14 protein-coding genes and 2 pseudogenes are annotated in these 15274 nt (G+C 66.7%); 4 read left to right on the forward strand and 12 right to left on the reverse strand.

Annotation, left to right across the window (positions count from 1 at the left end; all coding sequences use genetic code 11):
- From cysW to A5760_RS05105, 4 genes are all read right to left on the reverse strand, one after another.
- The gene (gene cysW, locus A5760_RS05090; RefSeq protein ID WP_064878287.1) at positions 1–819 is read right to left on the reverse strand and encodes a sulfate ABC transporter permease subunit CysW; all 819 of its coding nucleotides are present in this window, start codon (positions 817–819) and stop codon (positions 1–3) included.
- Positions 816–1688, reverse strand: coding sequence for a sulfate ABC transporter permease subunit CysT (cysT, locus tag A5760_RS05095; protein ID WP_064878289.1), 873 nt, complete (start codon positions 1686–1688; stop codon positions 816–818). The genes cysW and cysT overlap by 4 nt, the downstream gene beginning before the upstream one ends.
- The gene (locus tag A5760_RS05100) at positions 1688–2716 is read right to left on the reverse strand and encodes a sulfate ABC transporter substrate-binding protein (RefSeq protein ID WP_064878291.1); all 1029 of its coding nucleotides are present in this window, start codon (positions 2714–2716) and stop codon (positions 1688–1690) included. Before A5760_RS05100 ends, cysT begins: the two co-directional genes overlap by 1 nt.
- Positions 2717–3050: 334 nt before the next feature.
- A complete protein-coding gene (locus A5760_RS05105; protein ID WP_064878293.1) occupies positions 3051–3245 on the reverse strand; it encodes a hypothetical protein in 195 nt (64 codons plus the stop codon).
- 79 nt (positions 3246–3324) lie between these two features.
- Here A5760_RS05105 and A5760_RS27760 point away from each other — a divergent pair.
- A pseudogene (locus A5760_RS27760) lies at positions 3325–3456 on the forward strand (FAD-dependent monooxygenase); the annotation flags it as partial.
- A gap of 47 nt (positions 3457–3503) precedes the next feature.
- Positions 3504–5543: a glycoside hydrolase family 15 protein gene (locus tag A5760_RS05110; RefSeq protein WP_064878295.1), complete on the forward strand. Its 2040-nt coding sequence runs from the start codon at positions 3504–3506 to the stop codon at positions 5541–5543.
- A 23-nt stretch (positions 5544–5566) separates the two neighbouring features.
- On the opposite strand, the gene A5760_RS05115 is transcribed toward A5760_RS05110, so the two are convergent.
- From A5760_RS05115 to lepA, 3 genes and pseudogenes are all read right to left on the reverse strand, one after another.
- Positions 5567–5986 carry a sensor domain-containing protein gene (locus A5760_RS05115; RefSeq protein WP_082279342.1) on the reverse strand — a complete coding sequence of 140 codons (420 nt, stop codon included), beginning with the start codon at positions 5984–5986 and terminating at the stop codon, positions 5567–5569.
- Between the two features lie 19 nt (positions 5987–6005).
- Positions 6006–6764 carry a sensor domain-containing protein gene (locus tag A5760_RS05120; RefSeq protein ID WP_064878298.1) on the reverse strand — a complete coding sequence of 253 codons (759 nt, stop codon included), beginning with the start codon at positions 6762–6764 and terminating at the stop codon, positions 6006–6008.
- 2 nt (positions 6765–6766) lie between these two features.
- Positions 6767–8722 (reverse strand): annotated as a pseudogene (lepA, locus tag A5760_RS05125) (translation elongation factor 4).
- A gap of 32 nt (positions 8723–8754) precedes the next feature.
- Between lepA and A5760_RS05130 the strand changes: the two are divergent.
- Positions 8755–9357: a type II toxin-antitoxin system PemK/MazF family toxin gene (locus tag A5760_RS05130; RefSeq protein ID WP_064878302.1), complete on the forward strand. Its 603-nt coding sequence runs from the start codon at positions 8755–8757 to the stop codon at positions 9355–9357.
- A 93-nt stretch (positions 9358–9450) separates the two neighbouring features.
- Here A5760_RS05130 and A5760_RS05135 read toward each other — a convergent pair whose 3' ends face one another.
- Complete coding sequence (locus tag A5760_RS05135; RefSeq protein WP_064878440.1) at positions 9451–9879, reverse strand: CBS domain-containing protein; 429 nt, start codon at positions 9877–9879, stop codon at positions 9451–9453.
- Positions 9880–10046: 167 nt separating this feature from the next.
- Between A5760_RS05135 and A5760_RS05140 the strand changes: the two genes are divergently transcribed.
- Entirely contained in the window at positions 10047–10889 is an 843-nt protein-coding gene (locus tag A5760_RS05140; protein WP_064878304.1) for a ribonuclease Z, read from the forward strand.
- A gap of 9 nt (positions 10890–10898) precedes the next feature.
- Here A5760_RS05140 and A5760_RS05145 read toward each other — a convergent pair whose 3' ends face one another.
- The 4 genes from A5760_RS05145 to A5760_RS05160 form a co-directional block, all read right to left on the reverse strand.
- Positions 10899–11474, reverse strand: a complete 576-nt coding sequence (locus A5760_RS05145) for a hypothetical protein (RefSeq protein WP_155764210.1) — start codon at positions 11472–11474, stop codon at positions 10899–10901.
- A gap of 197 nt (positions 11475–11671) precedes the next feature.
- Positions 11672–12511, reverse strand: coding sequence for a transglutaminase family protein (locus A5760_RS05150; RefSeq protein ID WP_064878306.1), 840 nt, complete (start codon positions 12509–12511; stop codon positions 11672–11674).
- Positions 12511–13488, reverse strand: coding sequence for an alpha-E domain-containing protein (locus tag A5760_RS05155; RefSeq protein WP_064878308.1), 978 nt, complete (start codon positions 13486–13488; stop codon positions 12511–12513). Before A5760_RS05155 ends, A5760_RS05150 begins: the two co-directional genes overlap by 1 nt.
- Positions 13488–15170, reverse strand: coding sequence for a circularly permuted type 2 ATP-grasp protein (locus A5760_RS05160; RefSeq protein WP_064878310.1), 1683 nt, complete (start codon positions 15168–15170; stop codon positions 13488–13490). The genes A5760_RS05155 and A5760_RS05160 overlap by 1 nt, the downstream gene beginning before the upstream one ends.
- Positions 15171–15274: the final 104 nt, after the last annotated feature.

Raw genomic sequence — 15274 nt, forward strand, 5'->3', positions numbered from 1 at the left:
TCAGGCCTGTCTGGCCGCTCGTGCGCGGCGGGCGTCGAGCACCACCTGGAAAACCAATACCAGCACGGCAACTCCCATCAACAGCGTGGACAGCGCGTAGGCGCCGTACTCCGCGCCGCGGTTGTAGCGGTCGGAGACAAGCAATGTCAGTGTCTGCGACTTCCCCGGCAGGTTCGACGACACCATGAGCACGGCACCGTATTCCCCCAGGGTACGTGCGATGGTCAACACGATGCCGTACGTCAGACCCCACCGGATGGACGGCAGGGTGATCCGCCAGAAGGTCTGCCACCAGCCCGAACCCAGGGTGGCCGCCGCCTCCTCCTGGTCGGTACCCAGCTCGTGCAGCACCGGCTCCACTTCGCGCACCACGAACGGCAGCGTGACGAAGATGCTGGCGAGCACGATTCCCGGCAGGCCGAAGATGATCTTGAACCCGAGGTCTTGCTCCACGAACCCCAGCGCACCGGCCGACCCCCACAACACGATCAACGCGACGCCCACGATGACGGGCGAGACCGCGAACGGCAGATCGATGACGGCCTGCAGCACGCCTTTGCCACGAAACCTGTTGCGCGCGAGCACCAATGCCGTGGGGATCCCGAAGACGACGTTGAGGGGCACCACGATGGCCACCACCAGCAGCGTCAGATTCAGCGCCGATATCGCGGCGGGGGTGCTCACCCAGGCGTAGAACTGGCCGAGCCCGGGCTGAAACGTCCGCCACAGGATCAGTGCCACCGGAACGACCAGCAGCACGAAGATGTATCCGAGCGCGATGAACCGCAGCCAATAGCGCACTCCCGCAGACGATGTCATGCGGACAGCTCCTCTCGCTTGGCCGCGTGTCCGCCCACGATCCGCAGGACGAGCAGCACGACAAACGAAATGGCCAACAGCACAATCGAAATTGCGGCGGCGCCGATGCGGTCGTCGTTCTCGATCAGCGTGCGTATCCACTGCGACGACACTTCGGTCTTGCCCGGCACCGCACCGCCGATCAGCACCACAGATCCGAACTCGCCGATCGCCCGTGAGAAGGCCAGGCCCGCACCGGATAACAACGCGGGCAACAGCGACGGCAGCACCACGGAGGTGAAGATCTTCGGGCCGCTGGCACCCAGCGACGCCGCGGCCTCCTCGGTTTCGCGATCCAATTCCAGCAACACGGGCTGGACAGCGCGCACCACGAACGGCAGCGTGACGAAGGCCAGCGCCACCGTCACACCCCATGACGTGTGCTGTAGGTGCAGGCCGATCGGGCTGTTGTTGCCGTACAACGCCAGCATCACCAGGCTCGCGACGATGGTGGGCAGCGCGAACGGCAGGTCGATGATCGCGTCGACGAGCCGCTTGCCCGGAAAGTCGTCACGCACCAGCACCCACGCGATCACCAGGCCGAAGACCAGGTTGAGCACGGTGACCCCGGCCGAGATCGTCAGGGTCACCCGGAACGACTCGACCGCGGCATTGGAGGAGACCGCCAGCCAGAAGGCGCGCCAGCCGCCGCCCGCGGATTGCCATGCGATCGCGGCCAGCGGCAGCAGCACGATCACCGACAGCCACACCGTGGCCGCCCCGACCCGAAGGGCGGTGGTCCCGCGGCCGCGCCCGGGAAGGGGCCCCGGTGGCGTATCACCGCTGAGTTCGGGCCGAATTGCCAGCGGGTCCGGCGTGATGGCCGTCATCAGGTGGCCTTCGTGTAGATCTTGGTGATGCTGCCGGTGTTCTTGTCGAACAGCTGCGGATCCGCGGTGGCCCAGCCGCCCAGGTCGGCGATGGTCCACAGCTTCGCCGGCGCCGGGTACTGGTTTCGGAAGTCGGCGGCGACGGCGGGATCGACCGGGCGGAAACCGGCCTGCGCCCAAACCTTTTGGGCCGCTGCCGTGTATTGGAAGTTCTTGAAGGCGACGGCGGCATCCAGGTGCGGGCTGGTGTTGACCACGGCCACCGGATTGTCGATCCTGAAGGTCTGTGGCGGGTTGATGTGTTCGACCGGCTTTCCCGCCCGCTCGGTGGCGATGGCCTCGTTCTCGTAGCTGATCAATACGTCACCGCTGCCCTGCACGAAGACATCGGTGGCTTCCCGCCCCGATCCGGGACGCAGCTTGACGTGCTCGGTCACCAGCTTCTTGATGAAATCCACACCGGCGGCGCTGTGGGCGCCGCCTTCACTTTTGACGGCGTACGGCGCGAGCAGGTTCCACTTGGCCGATCCGGAACTGAGCGGGCTGGGCGTGATGACCTCGACGCCCGGCCGCAACAGGTCATCCCAATCCTTGATGTTCTTTGGGTTACCCTTTCGCACCACCAGCGTGACCACCGAGCCGAACGGAATTCCCTTGGTGGCGTCCGTATTCCAGTCCTTGGAAACCTTGCCCGCCTTGACCAGTCGAGCGATGTCGGGTTCGACGGAGAAGTTCACCACGTCGGCCGGCTTGCCGTCGACGACGCCTCGGGACTGGTCGCCGGATGCCCCGTAGGAGGTGACCACCTGCACGCCCTTGCCCTCGTCGGAGGCGTTGAACGCCGGAATTACCTTGCTCCACCCCGGTTCTGGGACCGAGTAGGCGACCAGGGTGATGCTGGTGCGCGCGTCGGACAGCCCGCCGCCACCAACGGCATCGCTGGCCCCGCCGTGGCATCCGGCGATGAGGCCGGCAATCAGGGCAAGGGCAAGGACGGGCCGCCAGTGCAATGCGGTCCTGATGTCCATTGAGGGCCTTCCGACGCAGAACGTATGGGATTTCGGTCCCGTTTCTGCGGATAGGCACCTAGAACTTCAGGAGGGTTCGAAAACTCCAGACCAGACCGCGCACGGGTTTGGGAGTCAGCGACAACAGTGCACGAAGGCATAGCACCCCTGAATGCCAAATGCCACGCGCATGGCGGGAAGCCTAACAGGAATTGGGGTTGCCGCCACCGCGACGGTGGCTGAGCAAACAGCGATGCCGGCTAGTGGTGCATCAGGTAGGTCACCAACCACGTGACGACCACCAACGCCACCAGGATGACGAGAACCAGCGTCACGTGCGACCGGGGCATGGGCGTTACTCGGGCGTCCCGTCGGCGTGGCGGGCACGGCGCATCAGCTCGATGCCCTTGCCGAGCACGCCATCCAGCGCGGCCGCTGTGGCGTAGGCCACCACCAGCACGACCGGCACCACCACCATGGCCTGCAGGACGAAAGGGAGCCCCGAGAGCCACAGCTCGTTGCCGTCCCACCAGTTGAGGAACGCGTTCACGGGCTCACCCTATTCGGCCCTGCTGTCGAAGACCAATGTGTGAACCGCGGCGCACGGCTGCGGCTCCGGATGTCACGGCCTGCTGATTGCCGGGGTCGGACCGGCGGGCATGGTGCCCGGCCTGCTGTTGGCCCGCGCCGGCGCCAACGTCACAGTGATCGAAAAGCACGCCGACTTCCTGCGCGAACGGATAGGCGCACGCCACGCCAGCTAGCCGAAACGTTGGACGCGAGATCGCTGAGCAGCGATGATGTCCAGATGGTTCTGCACGCCCAACCCGAAGACCAGCCGGCCGACGCTATGCCCGAGGACGCTTATCAAGCCGCCTCCGCAGCGTCGATGTCGTCGTCCATCGATTTGCGCACGCCCGGGCCTCTCGCTCCCAGCGCCGCCTTACGCAACCCATTCCCGCCGATCGCCGACTATGCGTTCCTGTCGGACTGGGAAACCACCTGCCTGATCTCCCCGGCCGGGTCGGTGGAATGGCTGTGCGTGCCCCGGCCGGACTCCCCCAGCGTGTTCGGCGCGATCTTGGACCGCAGCGCGGGTCACTTCCGGCTGGGGCCCTACGGCGTCTCGGTGCCGTCGGCCCGCCGGTACCTTCCCGGCAGCCTCATCATGGAGACCACCTGGCAGACCCACACCGGGTGGCTGATCGTGCGTGACGCGCTGGTCATGGGCCCCTGGCACGACCTGGAGCGGCGGTCGCGGACGCATCGGCGTACCCCGATGGACTGGGATGCCGAGCACATCCTGCTGCGCACCGTGCGCTGCGTCAGCGGCACCGTCGAATTGATGATGAGCTGCGAGCCGGCGTTCGACTACCACCGCGTCGGCGCCGCCTGGGAGTACTCCGCCAACGCGTACGGCGAGGCCGTCGCACGTGCCACCAGGGAACCCGACGCCCACCCGACGCTGCGGCTGACCAGCAATCTGCGGATCGGGCTGGAGGGCCGCGAGGCACGCGCGCGCACCCGGATGAAGGAGGGTGACGACGTGTTCGTCGCCCTGAGCTGGACCAAGCACCCGGCGCCGCAGACGTACCAAGAGGCCGCCGACAAGATGTGGCAGACCACCGAGTGTTGGCGGCAGTGGATCAACATCGGCAACTTCCCCGATCACCCGTGGCGGGCGTACCTGCAGCGCAGCGCGTTGACGCTGAAGGGCCTGACCTACTCGCCCACCGGCGCGCTGCTGGCGGCCAGTACCACCTCGCTGCCGGAAACGCCGCAGGGCGAACGTAATTGGGATTACCGCTACGCCTGGGTACGCGACTCGACGTTCGCCTTGTGGGGTCTCTACACCCTGGGGCTGGACCGCGAGGCCGACGACTTCTTCGCGTTCATCGCCGACGTCTCCGGCGCCAACCACAACGAACGGCATCCGCTGCAGGTCATGTACGGCGTGGGCGGCGAACGCAGCCTGGTCGAAGAGGAGCTGCACCACCTGTCGGGCTATGACCACGCCCGCCCGGTGCGGATCGGCAACGGCGCCTACGACCAGATCCAGCACGACATCTGGGGCTCCATCCTGGATTCCTTCTACCTGCACGCCAAGTCACGCGAGCAGGTTCCGGAGACGTTGTGGCCGGTGCTGAAGAAGCAGGTCGAAGAGGCGATCAAGCACTGGCGCGAGCCGGACCGCGGCATCTGGGAGGTGCGCGGGGAACCGCAGCACTTCACGTCGTCGAAGGTGATGTGCTGGGTGGCGCTCGACCGCGGGGCCAAGCTGGCCGAGCGGCAGGGCGAGAAGAGCTATGCCAAGCAGTGGCGGGCGATCGCCGAGGAGATCAAGGACGACATCCTGATGCACGGCGTGGACTCCCGCGGGGTGTTCACCCAGCGCTACGGCAGCGACGCGCTGGATGCCTCGCTGCTGTTGGTGGTGCTGACGCGGTTCCTGCCGCCGGACGACCCCCGGGTGCGAAACACCGTCCTGGCGATCGCCGACGAACTCACCCAGGAGGGCCTGGTGCTGCGCTACCGGGTCGAGGAAACCGACGACGGGCTGTCCGGCGAGGAGGGCACCTTCACGATCTGCTCGTTCTGGCTGGTGTCGGCGCTCGTCGAGATCGGCGAGGTGCGGCGCGCCAAGCGGCTGTGTGAGCGGCTACTGTCCTACGCCAGCCCGCTGCACCTCTACGCCGAGGAGATCGAGCCGCGCACCGGCCGGCAGCTGGGCAACTTCCCGCAGGCGTTCACCCACCTGGCGCTGATCAACGCGGTGGTGCACGTCATCCGCGCCGAGGAGGAAGCCGACGGCTCCGGGATGTTCCAGCCCGCGAACGCACCGATGTAGAGAGTTGCATCGCGTAAGCCGCGTCAGCTGCGGGCGCTGAGTTTGTCCATCAGCGCGCGGGTGAGGTGGCCGACGGTGGTGTTGATGTCGCCGTTCCCCGCATCTCCCGGACTAAATATGGGCATGAACTCGACCGTGACCTCGACCAAGTAAGGCCCCTTGACGCCGAGGGCCCGAGCCGTGGGGATTGCGTTCAAAACTGAGTGTGGGCCGGATCCCATCGAAACCTTAGCCGCGACAACCGAATCCCGGACGCGTACGTCGGAAATGTCGTCCGAACCCCATGCATCGATGGGCTGCACGGTCAGTGTGGTCCCGTCGCACTTCTGCCACTGCGCGGTGGATTTGGCGAATAACGCGTTGGCGTCCGCGTCCGTCCGCAACGCGACGATGCCTTGCTGGACGCTGCCGACCTTCACGGAATCACCTTTGTGCACCCACATTTCGGTGGCCGGCGTGACGTCAGCCCAGGGCGCTGACTCTGTCCATCAGGGCGTGCGCGACGTCGATGGCGCTGGAATCGATGTTGGCCGATCCCGGGTCGGAGGACCGTCGTCCGCCGAAGAACACCACCTGAACCTCGACGAGGCAGTTCGACCGGATGCCGATCGCGCGTGCCTGCGGGGTGGGCCGCAGGGGCGGCATGTTGGGCAGGACCGACGTCGCGGTTTTGGTGGCCGCGATGGTGGAATCCGTGGTGCGGACATCGCTGATGACGTTCGTGGTGCTGATCGGGCCGCTCTGTTCCGACGTCGTCATGCCGTTGCACTGCTGCCACTGCTGGGCAAAGTGCGCGAACAGCGCCTGGGCCTGTGCGGGCGACGGAAGCGTGACCACACCCTCCTCGACCACGATCACCTGCGCCGGCTCGCCGTTGTTCCACCACGATTCCGACGCAACGTCTTTCACGTCGGCGGACTGGTACACACCCTGCTGCAGCATCGCCGTCACGCCCAGGCAACCGGCCTGCGACATCGATCGCTTGACCTGGTACAGCTTTTCGGGCCCGCCGAATTCGGCCGGATCCCGCGCCACGAACGGCTGATTGAGCATCCGCGACAGCGTCGGGCCGTCGAGAAGCACCTGTTTGACCGTCGCACCGCTGAGCGGTCGCGGCTTCAGGTTCGGCGCCGGCTTCGCCGTGCCCGCCACGACCCCACCGCAGCCCGTCGCCAACGCGGCGACCGCCATCAGCGTCGCCGCCATCGCCCGTATCCGCATGGTTACTTCTTGCCCTTGTCCCCCGCGGCGTCGGCGGACAGCGCCGCGACGAACGCCTCCTGCGGGACATCGACGCGCCCGATGGTCTTCATCCGTTTCTTGCCTTCCTTCTGCTTTTCCAGAAGCTTGCGTTTACGGGTGATGTCACCGCCGTAGCACTTAGACAACACGTCCTTTCGGATAGCGCGAATGTTTTCGCGCGCAATGATTTTCGATCCTATGGCGGCCTGGACGGGCACCTCGAACTGCTGGCGCGGGATCAGCTCTTTGAGCTTGGTGGTCATCTTGTTGCCGTACGCCGATGCCCCGTCCTTATGGACGATCGCGCTGAACGCGTCGACCGCCTCGCCTTGCAGCAGGATGTCGACCTTGACCAGCTGCGCCTCCTGCTCGCCGGCCTCCTCGTAGTCGAGGCTCGCGTAGCCGCGGGTGCGCGACTTCAGCGAGTCGAAGAAATCGAAGATGATCTCGCCCAGCGGCATGGTGTAGCGCAGCTCGACACGTTCGGGTGACAGGTAATCCATGCCGCCCAGCTCGCCGCGGCGCGACTGGCACAACTCCATGATGGTGCCGATGAATTCGCTGGGCGCGATGATCGTGGTCTTGACCACCGGTTCGTAAACGGTGCGGACCTTGCCCTCGGGCCAGTCCGACGGGTTGGTCACCACGATTTCGGTGTCGTCTTCCTTGACCACGCGATAGACGACGTTGGGCGACGTCGAAATCAGATCCAGGTTGAACTCTCGTTCCAGGCGCTCCCGGGTGATCTCCATGTGCAGCAGACCCAGGAAGCCACAACGGAATCCGAAGCCCAGCGCCACCGACGTCTCCGGCTCGTAGGTCAGCGCCGCATCGTTGAGTTGCAACCTATCCAGAGCGTCACGCAGAACCGGATAATCGGAGCCGTCCACCGGATACAGGCCCGAGTAGACCATCGGCCTGGGTTCGCGGTATCCGGTCAGCGCCTCGGTGGCGCCGTGCCGGGCCGCCGTCACCGTGTCACCCACCTTGGATTGGCGGACGTCCTTGACTCCGGTGATCAGGTAGCCCACCTCTCCCACGCCCAGGCCGCCGCTGGCCTTCGGCTCGGGCGAGACGATGCCGACCTCGAGCAGCTCGTGCGTGGCGCCGGTGGACATCATCGCGATGCGTTCGCGCGGCGTGATCTTGCCGTCCACCACCCGGACGTAGGTCACCACACCGCGGTAGATGTCGTAGACCGAGTCGAAGATCATCGCCCGCAGCGGTGCGTCGGCGACACCCTGCGGGGGCGGCACCTCGCGCACCACGTGGTCGAGCAGTTCGGCGACGCCGTCCCCGGTCTTGCCCGAAACGCGCAGCACGTCGCCCGGCTCGCAGCCGATGATGTGGGCGATCTCGGCGGCGTAGCGGTCCGGGTCGGCGGCGGGCAGGTCGATCTTGTTCAGCACCGGGATGATGTGCAGGTCGCGATCCAGTGCGAGGTAGAGGTTGGCCAGGGTCTGCGCCTCGATGCCCTGCGCGGCGTCGACCAGCAGCACCGCGCCCTCGCAGGCCTCCAGCGCGCGGGACACCTCGTAGGTGAAGTCGACGTGGCCCGGGGTGTCGATCAAGTGCAGCACGTAATCGGTGTCGCCGACCCTCCACGGCAGGCGCACGTTCTGGGCCTTGATGGTGATCCCGCGCTCTCGCTCGATGTCCATCCGGTCCAGGTACTGGGCGCGCATGGACCGCTCGTCGACGACGCCGGTGAGCTGGAGCATCCGGTCGGCCAGCGTGGACTTGCCGTGGTCGATGTGGGCGATGATGCAGAAATTCCGAATCTGCGCCGGCGCAGTGAAGGTTTTGTCGGCGAAACTGCTGATGGGAATCTCCTGGTGCACTGAAGCTTGCGTGGTGCGTCGCGGCCGTTTCCGGGGCGGTTCGCGGGTATGTCCAGCGTATCCAGACAGGGCCGCCGGAACCTACTTGGACACAATCGCAGCCCGCCGCTCGCGTCTATGCTGCGAATATGGCGTCTCCCCGGAAATCCCAGTGGAAGACGTTCCAGCGGTTCGCGGAGAATCTGGTGTTCAACGGGGCCCCGCGCCTGGTCCGGCAAGTGCAGAATTCGCAGACTGTGCTGCGCGAGTTACAGCAGGCCGTGCGGATCACCGCGAACGTCATCGCCGCGGTGGCGCCGCCCCCTGCCGAGGCGCCCGTCACCGGCCGGCCGGTGACCAGCGGCAGCCTCCCGACCGCGCACCGCGCCCGCAAACTGGTGTACGCGCCGAGCCTGGACGGCCGGGCCGATCCCGGTGAGATCGTCTGGACGTGGGTGGTCTACGAGGACGACCCCACCCGCGGCAAGGACCGCCCGGTGCTGGTGGTGGGGCGGGATCGCAGCGTCCTGCTGGGGTTGATGGTGTCCAGCCAGGAGCGTCACGCCGCCGATCACGACTGGGTCGGAATCGGTTCCGGCCCTTGGGATTACGAGGGCAGGCCGAGCTGGGTCCGGCTGGACCGGGTGCTCGACGTGCCCGAAGAGGGCATTCGCCGCGAGGGCGCCATTCTGGATCGCGAGATCTTCGATGCGGTGGCCGCCCGGCTGCGGGCCGACTACTCCTGGCGCTAGTGCGCCGACGAGCGTGCAGTCAGGGCGAGAAAACGCGAAAATCTTCGCCGTGAGTGCACGTTCGGCGAGTGGGGCTAGTCTGCCGCCGGGGGATCAGCCCTGGGTGATGTAGGACTGCAACTGCTGCTGCTCGGCCTCGAGCTCTTCCATCCGGGTCTTCACCACGTCACCGATGCTGACGATGCCGATCAGCTTCTTGCCATCCAGCACCGGCACGTGCCGCACCCGGTTCTTGGTCATCAACACGCTGATGGCGTCGACCTCGTCGGTCTTGCTGCAGGTGGCCAGCATCGACGTCATGATCTTGGACACCGGGCGGGACAGCACGCTGGCGCCATGCGTGTGCAGCTGGCGCACCACATCGCGCTCCGACACGATGCCGACCACGCCCTCGTCGCCCACCACGACCATGGCGCCGATGTTTTGGTCGTTCAGCCCCGCAAGCAGCTCGCGAACCGTCGCGTCCGGGTTGATGGTCACCACCGCCGCGCCCTTGTTCCGCAAGACGTCCGCTATCCGCATCGATGCCTCCAGCCGGGTCGTGATCCGCTTCACATCAGGCTACGGCTAACTCGCGCGGCGGAAAAGCCACTAAGAGAACCTGCAAACAGATCGTGTCCAAACGGTGAAAGCCGCGCGGATCGGCGGATTGGGCCACCACGGCCACCGCGGGCTTGCAAGATAGGCCCATGATCGAGGTCACGCTGCTGGGAACCGGAAGTCCGATCCCCGATCCGAACCGGGCCGGACCGTCCACGCTGGTGCGTGCCGGCGGGCAGACGTTCCTGGTCGATTGCGGGCGTGGCGTACTGCAGCGCGCGGCCGCCGTCGGGGTGGGCGCGGCCGGCTTGACGGCCCTGTTGCTGACCCACTTGCACAGCGACCACATCGGCGACCTCGGCGACGTCCTCATCACGCGGTGGATCAGCACCTTTACCCCCGATCCCGCGCCGCTGCCGATCATCGGACCGCCGGGCACCGCGGAAGTGGTCGCGGCGACGCTGAACGCATTCCGGCACGACATCAGTTACCGGATCGCCCATCACAGCGACATCAATGAGCCGCCGGCGGTGGACGTCCACGAATACACCGACGGCGCCGCCTGGGACCGCGACGGGATAGCCATCCGGGTGGCGCCCACCGATCACCGACCGGTCGCCCCGACCATCGGCTTCCGGATCGATTACCAGGGCGCCTCGGTGGTGCTCGCCGGGGACACCGTCCCGTGCGCCGGCCTGGACAAGTTGGCGGCGGGCGCCGGCGCGCTGGTGCACACGGTGATCCGCAAGGACATCGTCGCCAACATCCCCCAGCAGCGGCTGCAGGACATCTGCGACTACCACTCCTCCGTTGAGGAAGCGGCGGCCACCGCAGCCCGCGCGGGGGTGGGCACCCTGGTCATGACGCACTACGTGCCGGCACTGGTGCCCGGCCAGGAAGAACAGTGGCGGGCCCTGGCGGCCGCGCAGTTCGGTGGCCGCATCGAACTCGGTGACGACCTGCACCGGGTCCAGGTCGACGCGCCTGCGTGACGCCGCGGCTCACCGGGCTGCCGAATTTCGTTGTGCCGCAGGGGATAGCGCAACCGCTGCCACCATCAGCCAGGTCAGCGCCAGTACCCGCGCGATCGGCAGGATGACGCCCAGCGCCGGCCAGATCAGGACCGCCGTCGTCGCTTCGGCGAGGGCAGCCGTCACCAGACCGATCCAGGCGATCGGCCGGGGCAGCAATCTTTTGCCGGGCGCCGCGAGCGCACCGACCAGCAGGCCCAACGCCACGATGTGTCCTGGGCCGCCGGTGAGAAACACCAGCAGGTAGAGCGCCCTGACCACCGCCGCGTTCGCCGCGACGTCCCGTATCGACAACGCCCAACCCAGCAGCCCGGCCAGGCCGAGCGCACCGGCGGCCAGGGCGCCGCCGGTCAGTGCGACCGCGGCCGACCCGGCGCCCGCCCCGAGCCGGCGCAACCGCGCGGCCGCGATCGCGGTGTAGAGCGCCAGCGGCACCGACGACGCGAACGTCGCGACCGCGATGATGCGCACGGCTGTCGGCTGGGCGCGGACGTAGCTCACGACGGCGCTTGGCGGGCCGTAGGGCAACGGCATCACGCCGCCCACGGCGACCCCGATCGTGATGCCGCCGATGAGCAGCCCGATGCAGACCAGGGACAGCACGGCCAGGGACAGCACGGCCAGGGACGAGCCGCCCAGCCTCGGTCGGTTCACATCGCGCCGGGCCCCGCCGACGGCTGAATCGCTCATCCCTGCAACGGTATCGCTGCGGCTAGGCGAGCCGACGACGGCACGCACCCCGGCTAGGCGAGCCGGGTCACCTCCACGATCACGTCGAGGTCGGTGGCGCCCTCCCCGGAGTAGATGCCCTTCAATGGGGAGACGTCGGCGTAGTCGCGACCCGCGCCTACGCCCACATACTGCTCGGTGATGTCGGCGTCGTTGGTGGGGTCATAGCTCCACCACGCTCCCGTCCACGCCTCAATCCAGGCGTGGCTTCGCCCGTCCACCGTGTCACCCACGACGGCATCACGTTTGGGATGCAGGTAGCCCGAGACGTAATGCGCCGGAATTCCCATGCTGCGCAACAACATCAGCGACAGGTGGACGAAGTCCTGGCAGACACCCTTACCCTCTTTGAGCGCGTCCAGCCCCGACGAGGCCACGCTGGTGGTCCCGGGAAGGTATTCGAGTTCATCACGCACCCAATTGGCTGCGGCGACAACGGCTTCGGCCGGCTCGTGGGTCTTGCTGATCTTCTTGCCCACCGATGCCACCCGCTTGCTGGCCGGGGTGTGCTCGGTGGGGCGCAGCAGGTCGTAGTAGCGATCGATTACGGCGTCCGACTGCAGGTCGCTCCAGCCCACCTCCGCCGAGAGCGGCTCGGCCCGTTCGGTTTCGACGACGGAGGACGACATCACCGTGAGGTCGGTATGGGGAGCGTGCAAGTCGAACGCCGTGACCGCGGTACCCCAGTAGTCGATGTAACGGTAGGACCGCGTCGCCGGGATGGTCTCGACGCGGTTGAGGATGACGTTCTGCCGGGTGTTCGACCGCGGGGTCAGCCGGGCCTCGTTGTAGGAGGCGGTCACGGGCGACTGGTATGCGTATCCCGTGGTGTGCACCACCCGCAGCCGCCACATCAACCGTCCCCTTTCCTGCTGACCAGCCGGGCACGCTGGCCCGCGTCCGACCACGCTACCCAGGGCGTCACGTGGAAGTACTGCAGCGCCAACGCTTCTCCGACGTCATGGCAGGTGCTCTGCAGCCCCGCCAGGCGGCTCTCCAACGATTCCAGCAGCACGCCGGGCTGGACGAACTCCAACTCGCTGCGCGCCTGACCGAGCAGCCGCTGCGCCTCGGCCGTGGCCCCGATCCGGCTCTGCCGGTTGCGGACCAGTTCGTCGAGGTTGTGTTCGGCCAGCCGCAGCGAGTAAAACACCGAACGCGGAAATAGCCGGTCCAGCAACATGAATTCGACCACTCGGCCCGCGTCCAGCACACCGCGGTAGGTGCGCAGGTAAGTGTCGTGTGCACCCGCCGAGCGCAACAGCGTCACCCACGCCGGCGACGAAGCGCTGTCTCCGACCCGCGACAGCAGCAGTCGCACCGTCATGTCCACCCGTTCGATCGCCCGGCCCAGCACCATGAACCGATAGCCGTCGTCACGCGAAAGCGTAGAGTCGGCCAACCCGGCGAACATTGCCGCGCGTCGCTCGATGAACGACAAGAAGTCGTGTGGCCCAAGGCGTTTGGCGGCACTTTGGCGTTCGGGCAGGGCGTGGTAGGTCGTGTTGAGGCACTCCCAGATTTCGCTGGACGTCACCTCACGCGCCGACTTCGCGTTTTCCCGCGCGGCGGTGATCGCGTCGACGATCGAGCAGCCGCCTTGGGTGTTGGTGTTATAGGCCACCAAGTCGGTCAACGACCACACATCCAAGTCGTGATCCGGCGGGTCGATGCCGAGCACCCGCAGCAGCACGCGCGAAGCCTGGTCGGGGTCGACGCTGGAGTCCTCCAGCAGTTGGTGCAGTGCGACGTCCAGGATTCGTGAGGTGTCGTCGGCTCGCTCGACGTAGCGGCCGATCCAGTAGAGCGCCTCGGCGTTACGTGCCAGCATCAGCGCACCGCCTTTTGTTGTTGGTGTTGCTTGGACTTCTCGCGCTGGGGCTGGTCGGTGGGCTGCGGCTGCTGCGAGGTCACAGACGTCAGCCGCGGCGAGTCTTCCAGCGGGTCCGGCATCGAGTCGGGCAACGACCGCACCACCTCCGCCGCGCCGAGCTCATGGTCGCCCGCCGACGCCCGTGACGCCAACACCCAGGTGTCCTTGGACCCACCGCCCTGGCTGGAGTTGACCACCCGCGACCCCTCGACCAGGGCCACGCGGGTCAGCCCGCCGGGCAACACGAACACGTCGTTGCCGTCGTTGACCGCGAATGGCCGCAGATCCACGTAGCGGGGCGCCAGGGTGTTACCGATCTGCGTCGGCACGGTCGAGAGCTCCATCATCGGCTGCGCGATCCAGCTGCGGGGATCGTCGCGAATCTTCTTGGCGACGGCAGCGAGCTCTTTCGCCGACGCCTCCGGACCGAACACGATCCCGTAGCCGCCGGAACCCTCAACCGGCTTGATGACCAGCTCGTCGATGCGGTCCAGCGCTTCTTCACGCTCGTCATCAAGCCAGCAGCGCAACGTCTCCACGTTGGCCAGCAGTGGCTTCTCGCCCAGGTAGTACTCGATCATGGTGGGCACGTAGGTGTAGACGAGTTTGTCGTCGCCGACGCCGTTGCCGATGGCGCTGGAGATGGAGACGTTGCCGGCGCGGGCCGCGTTGACCAGACCGGCCACGCCCAGCATCGAGTCGGCGCGGAACTGCAGCGGATCGAGGAAGGCGTCGTCGATGCGCCGGTAGATGACGTCGACCTGACGCTCGCCCTCGGTGGTGCGCATGTACACCTGGTTGTCGCGGCAGAACAGGTCACGCCCCTCGACCAGCTCCACACCCATCTGACGGGCCAGTAGCGAATGCTCGAAATACGCCGAGTTGTAGACGCCCGGGGTCAGCACCACCACCGTCGGGTCGGCCTCGTTGGTGGCCGCGGAGTTGCGCAGCGCCCGCAGCAGGTGCGAGGCGTAGTCGTCGACCGCGCGCACCCGATGGGTGGCGAACAGGTTCGGGAAGACCCGCGCCATGGTGCGCCGGTTCTCCATGACATAGGACACACCCGACGGCGAGCGCAGGTTGTCCTCGAGAACCCGCCAGACGCCCTTCTCGTCGCGGATCAGATCGATGCCGGCGACGTGGATCCGCACGCCGTTGGGCGGGACGATGCCCATCGCCTGGCGGTGGAAATGCTCGCAGGAGGTGATCAGGCGACGCGGAATGACGCCGTCGTTCAGAATTTCCTGGTCACCGTAGATGTCATCGAGATACATCTCGAGCGCCCTGACCCGCTGGGTGATGCCGCGCTCCAGCCGGGTCCAGTCGGCGGCCGAGATAACCCGTGGCACCAGGTCCAGCGGAAATGGCCGTTCCTGGCCCGATAACGAGAAGGTGATCCCCTGGTCGAGGAAGGCGCGCGATAGCGCTTCGGCGCGAGCTTTCAGCTCCGAGGCGTCCGATGGCGCAAGCTCGGCGTAAATGCCCTTGTAGGGGCCGCGGACGGTGCCCTGGGCGTCGAACATCTCGTCGAACGCCATGTCGTAGGCGTCCGAAGACCCGTTGTAGCCGCCGAAAATGCGCTCAGAACGCGCAGCGCGAAGTCCCCGCTTGCTGTCGTCAAGCTGGTTCGTAAGACTCACTGTTCAGATGCTGCCTCAAGTCGACGTTCTGGCAGCCCAGGTGTTCCCGTTTTGGGAGAAAACGTAACTCACTGATAACCTGGGCAATCGCTGTGGTGTTATCC

This window comes from Mycobacterium colombiense, assembly GCF_001665835.1.
GTDB lineage: Bacteria > Actinomycetota > Actinomycetes > Mycobacteriales > Mycobacteriaceae > Mycobacterium > Mycobacterium colombiense_A.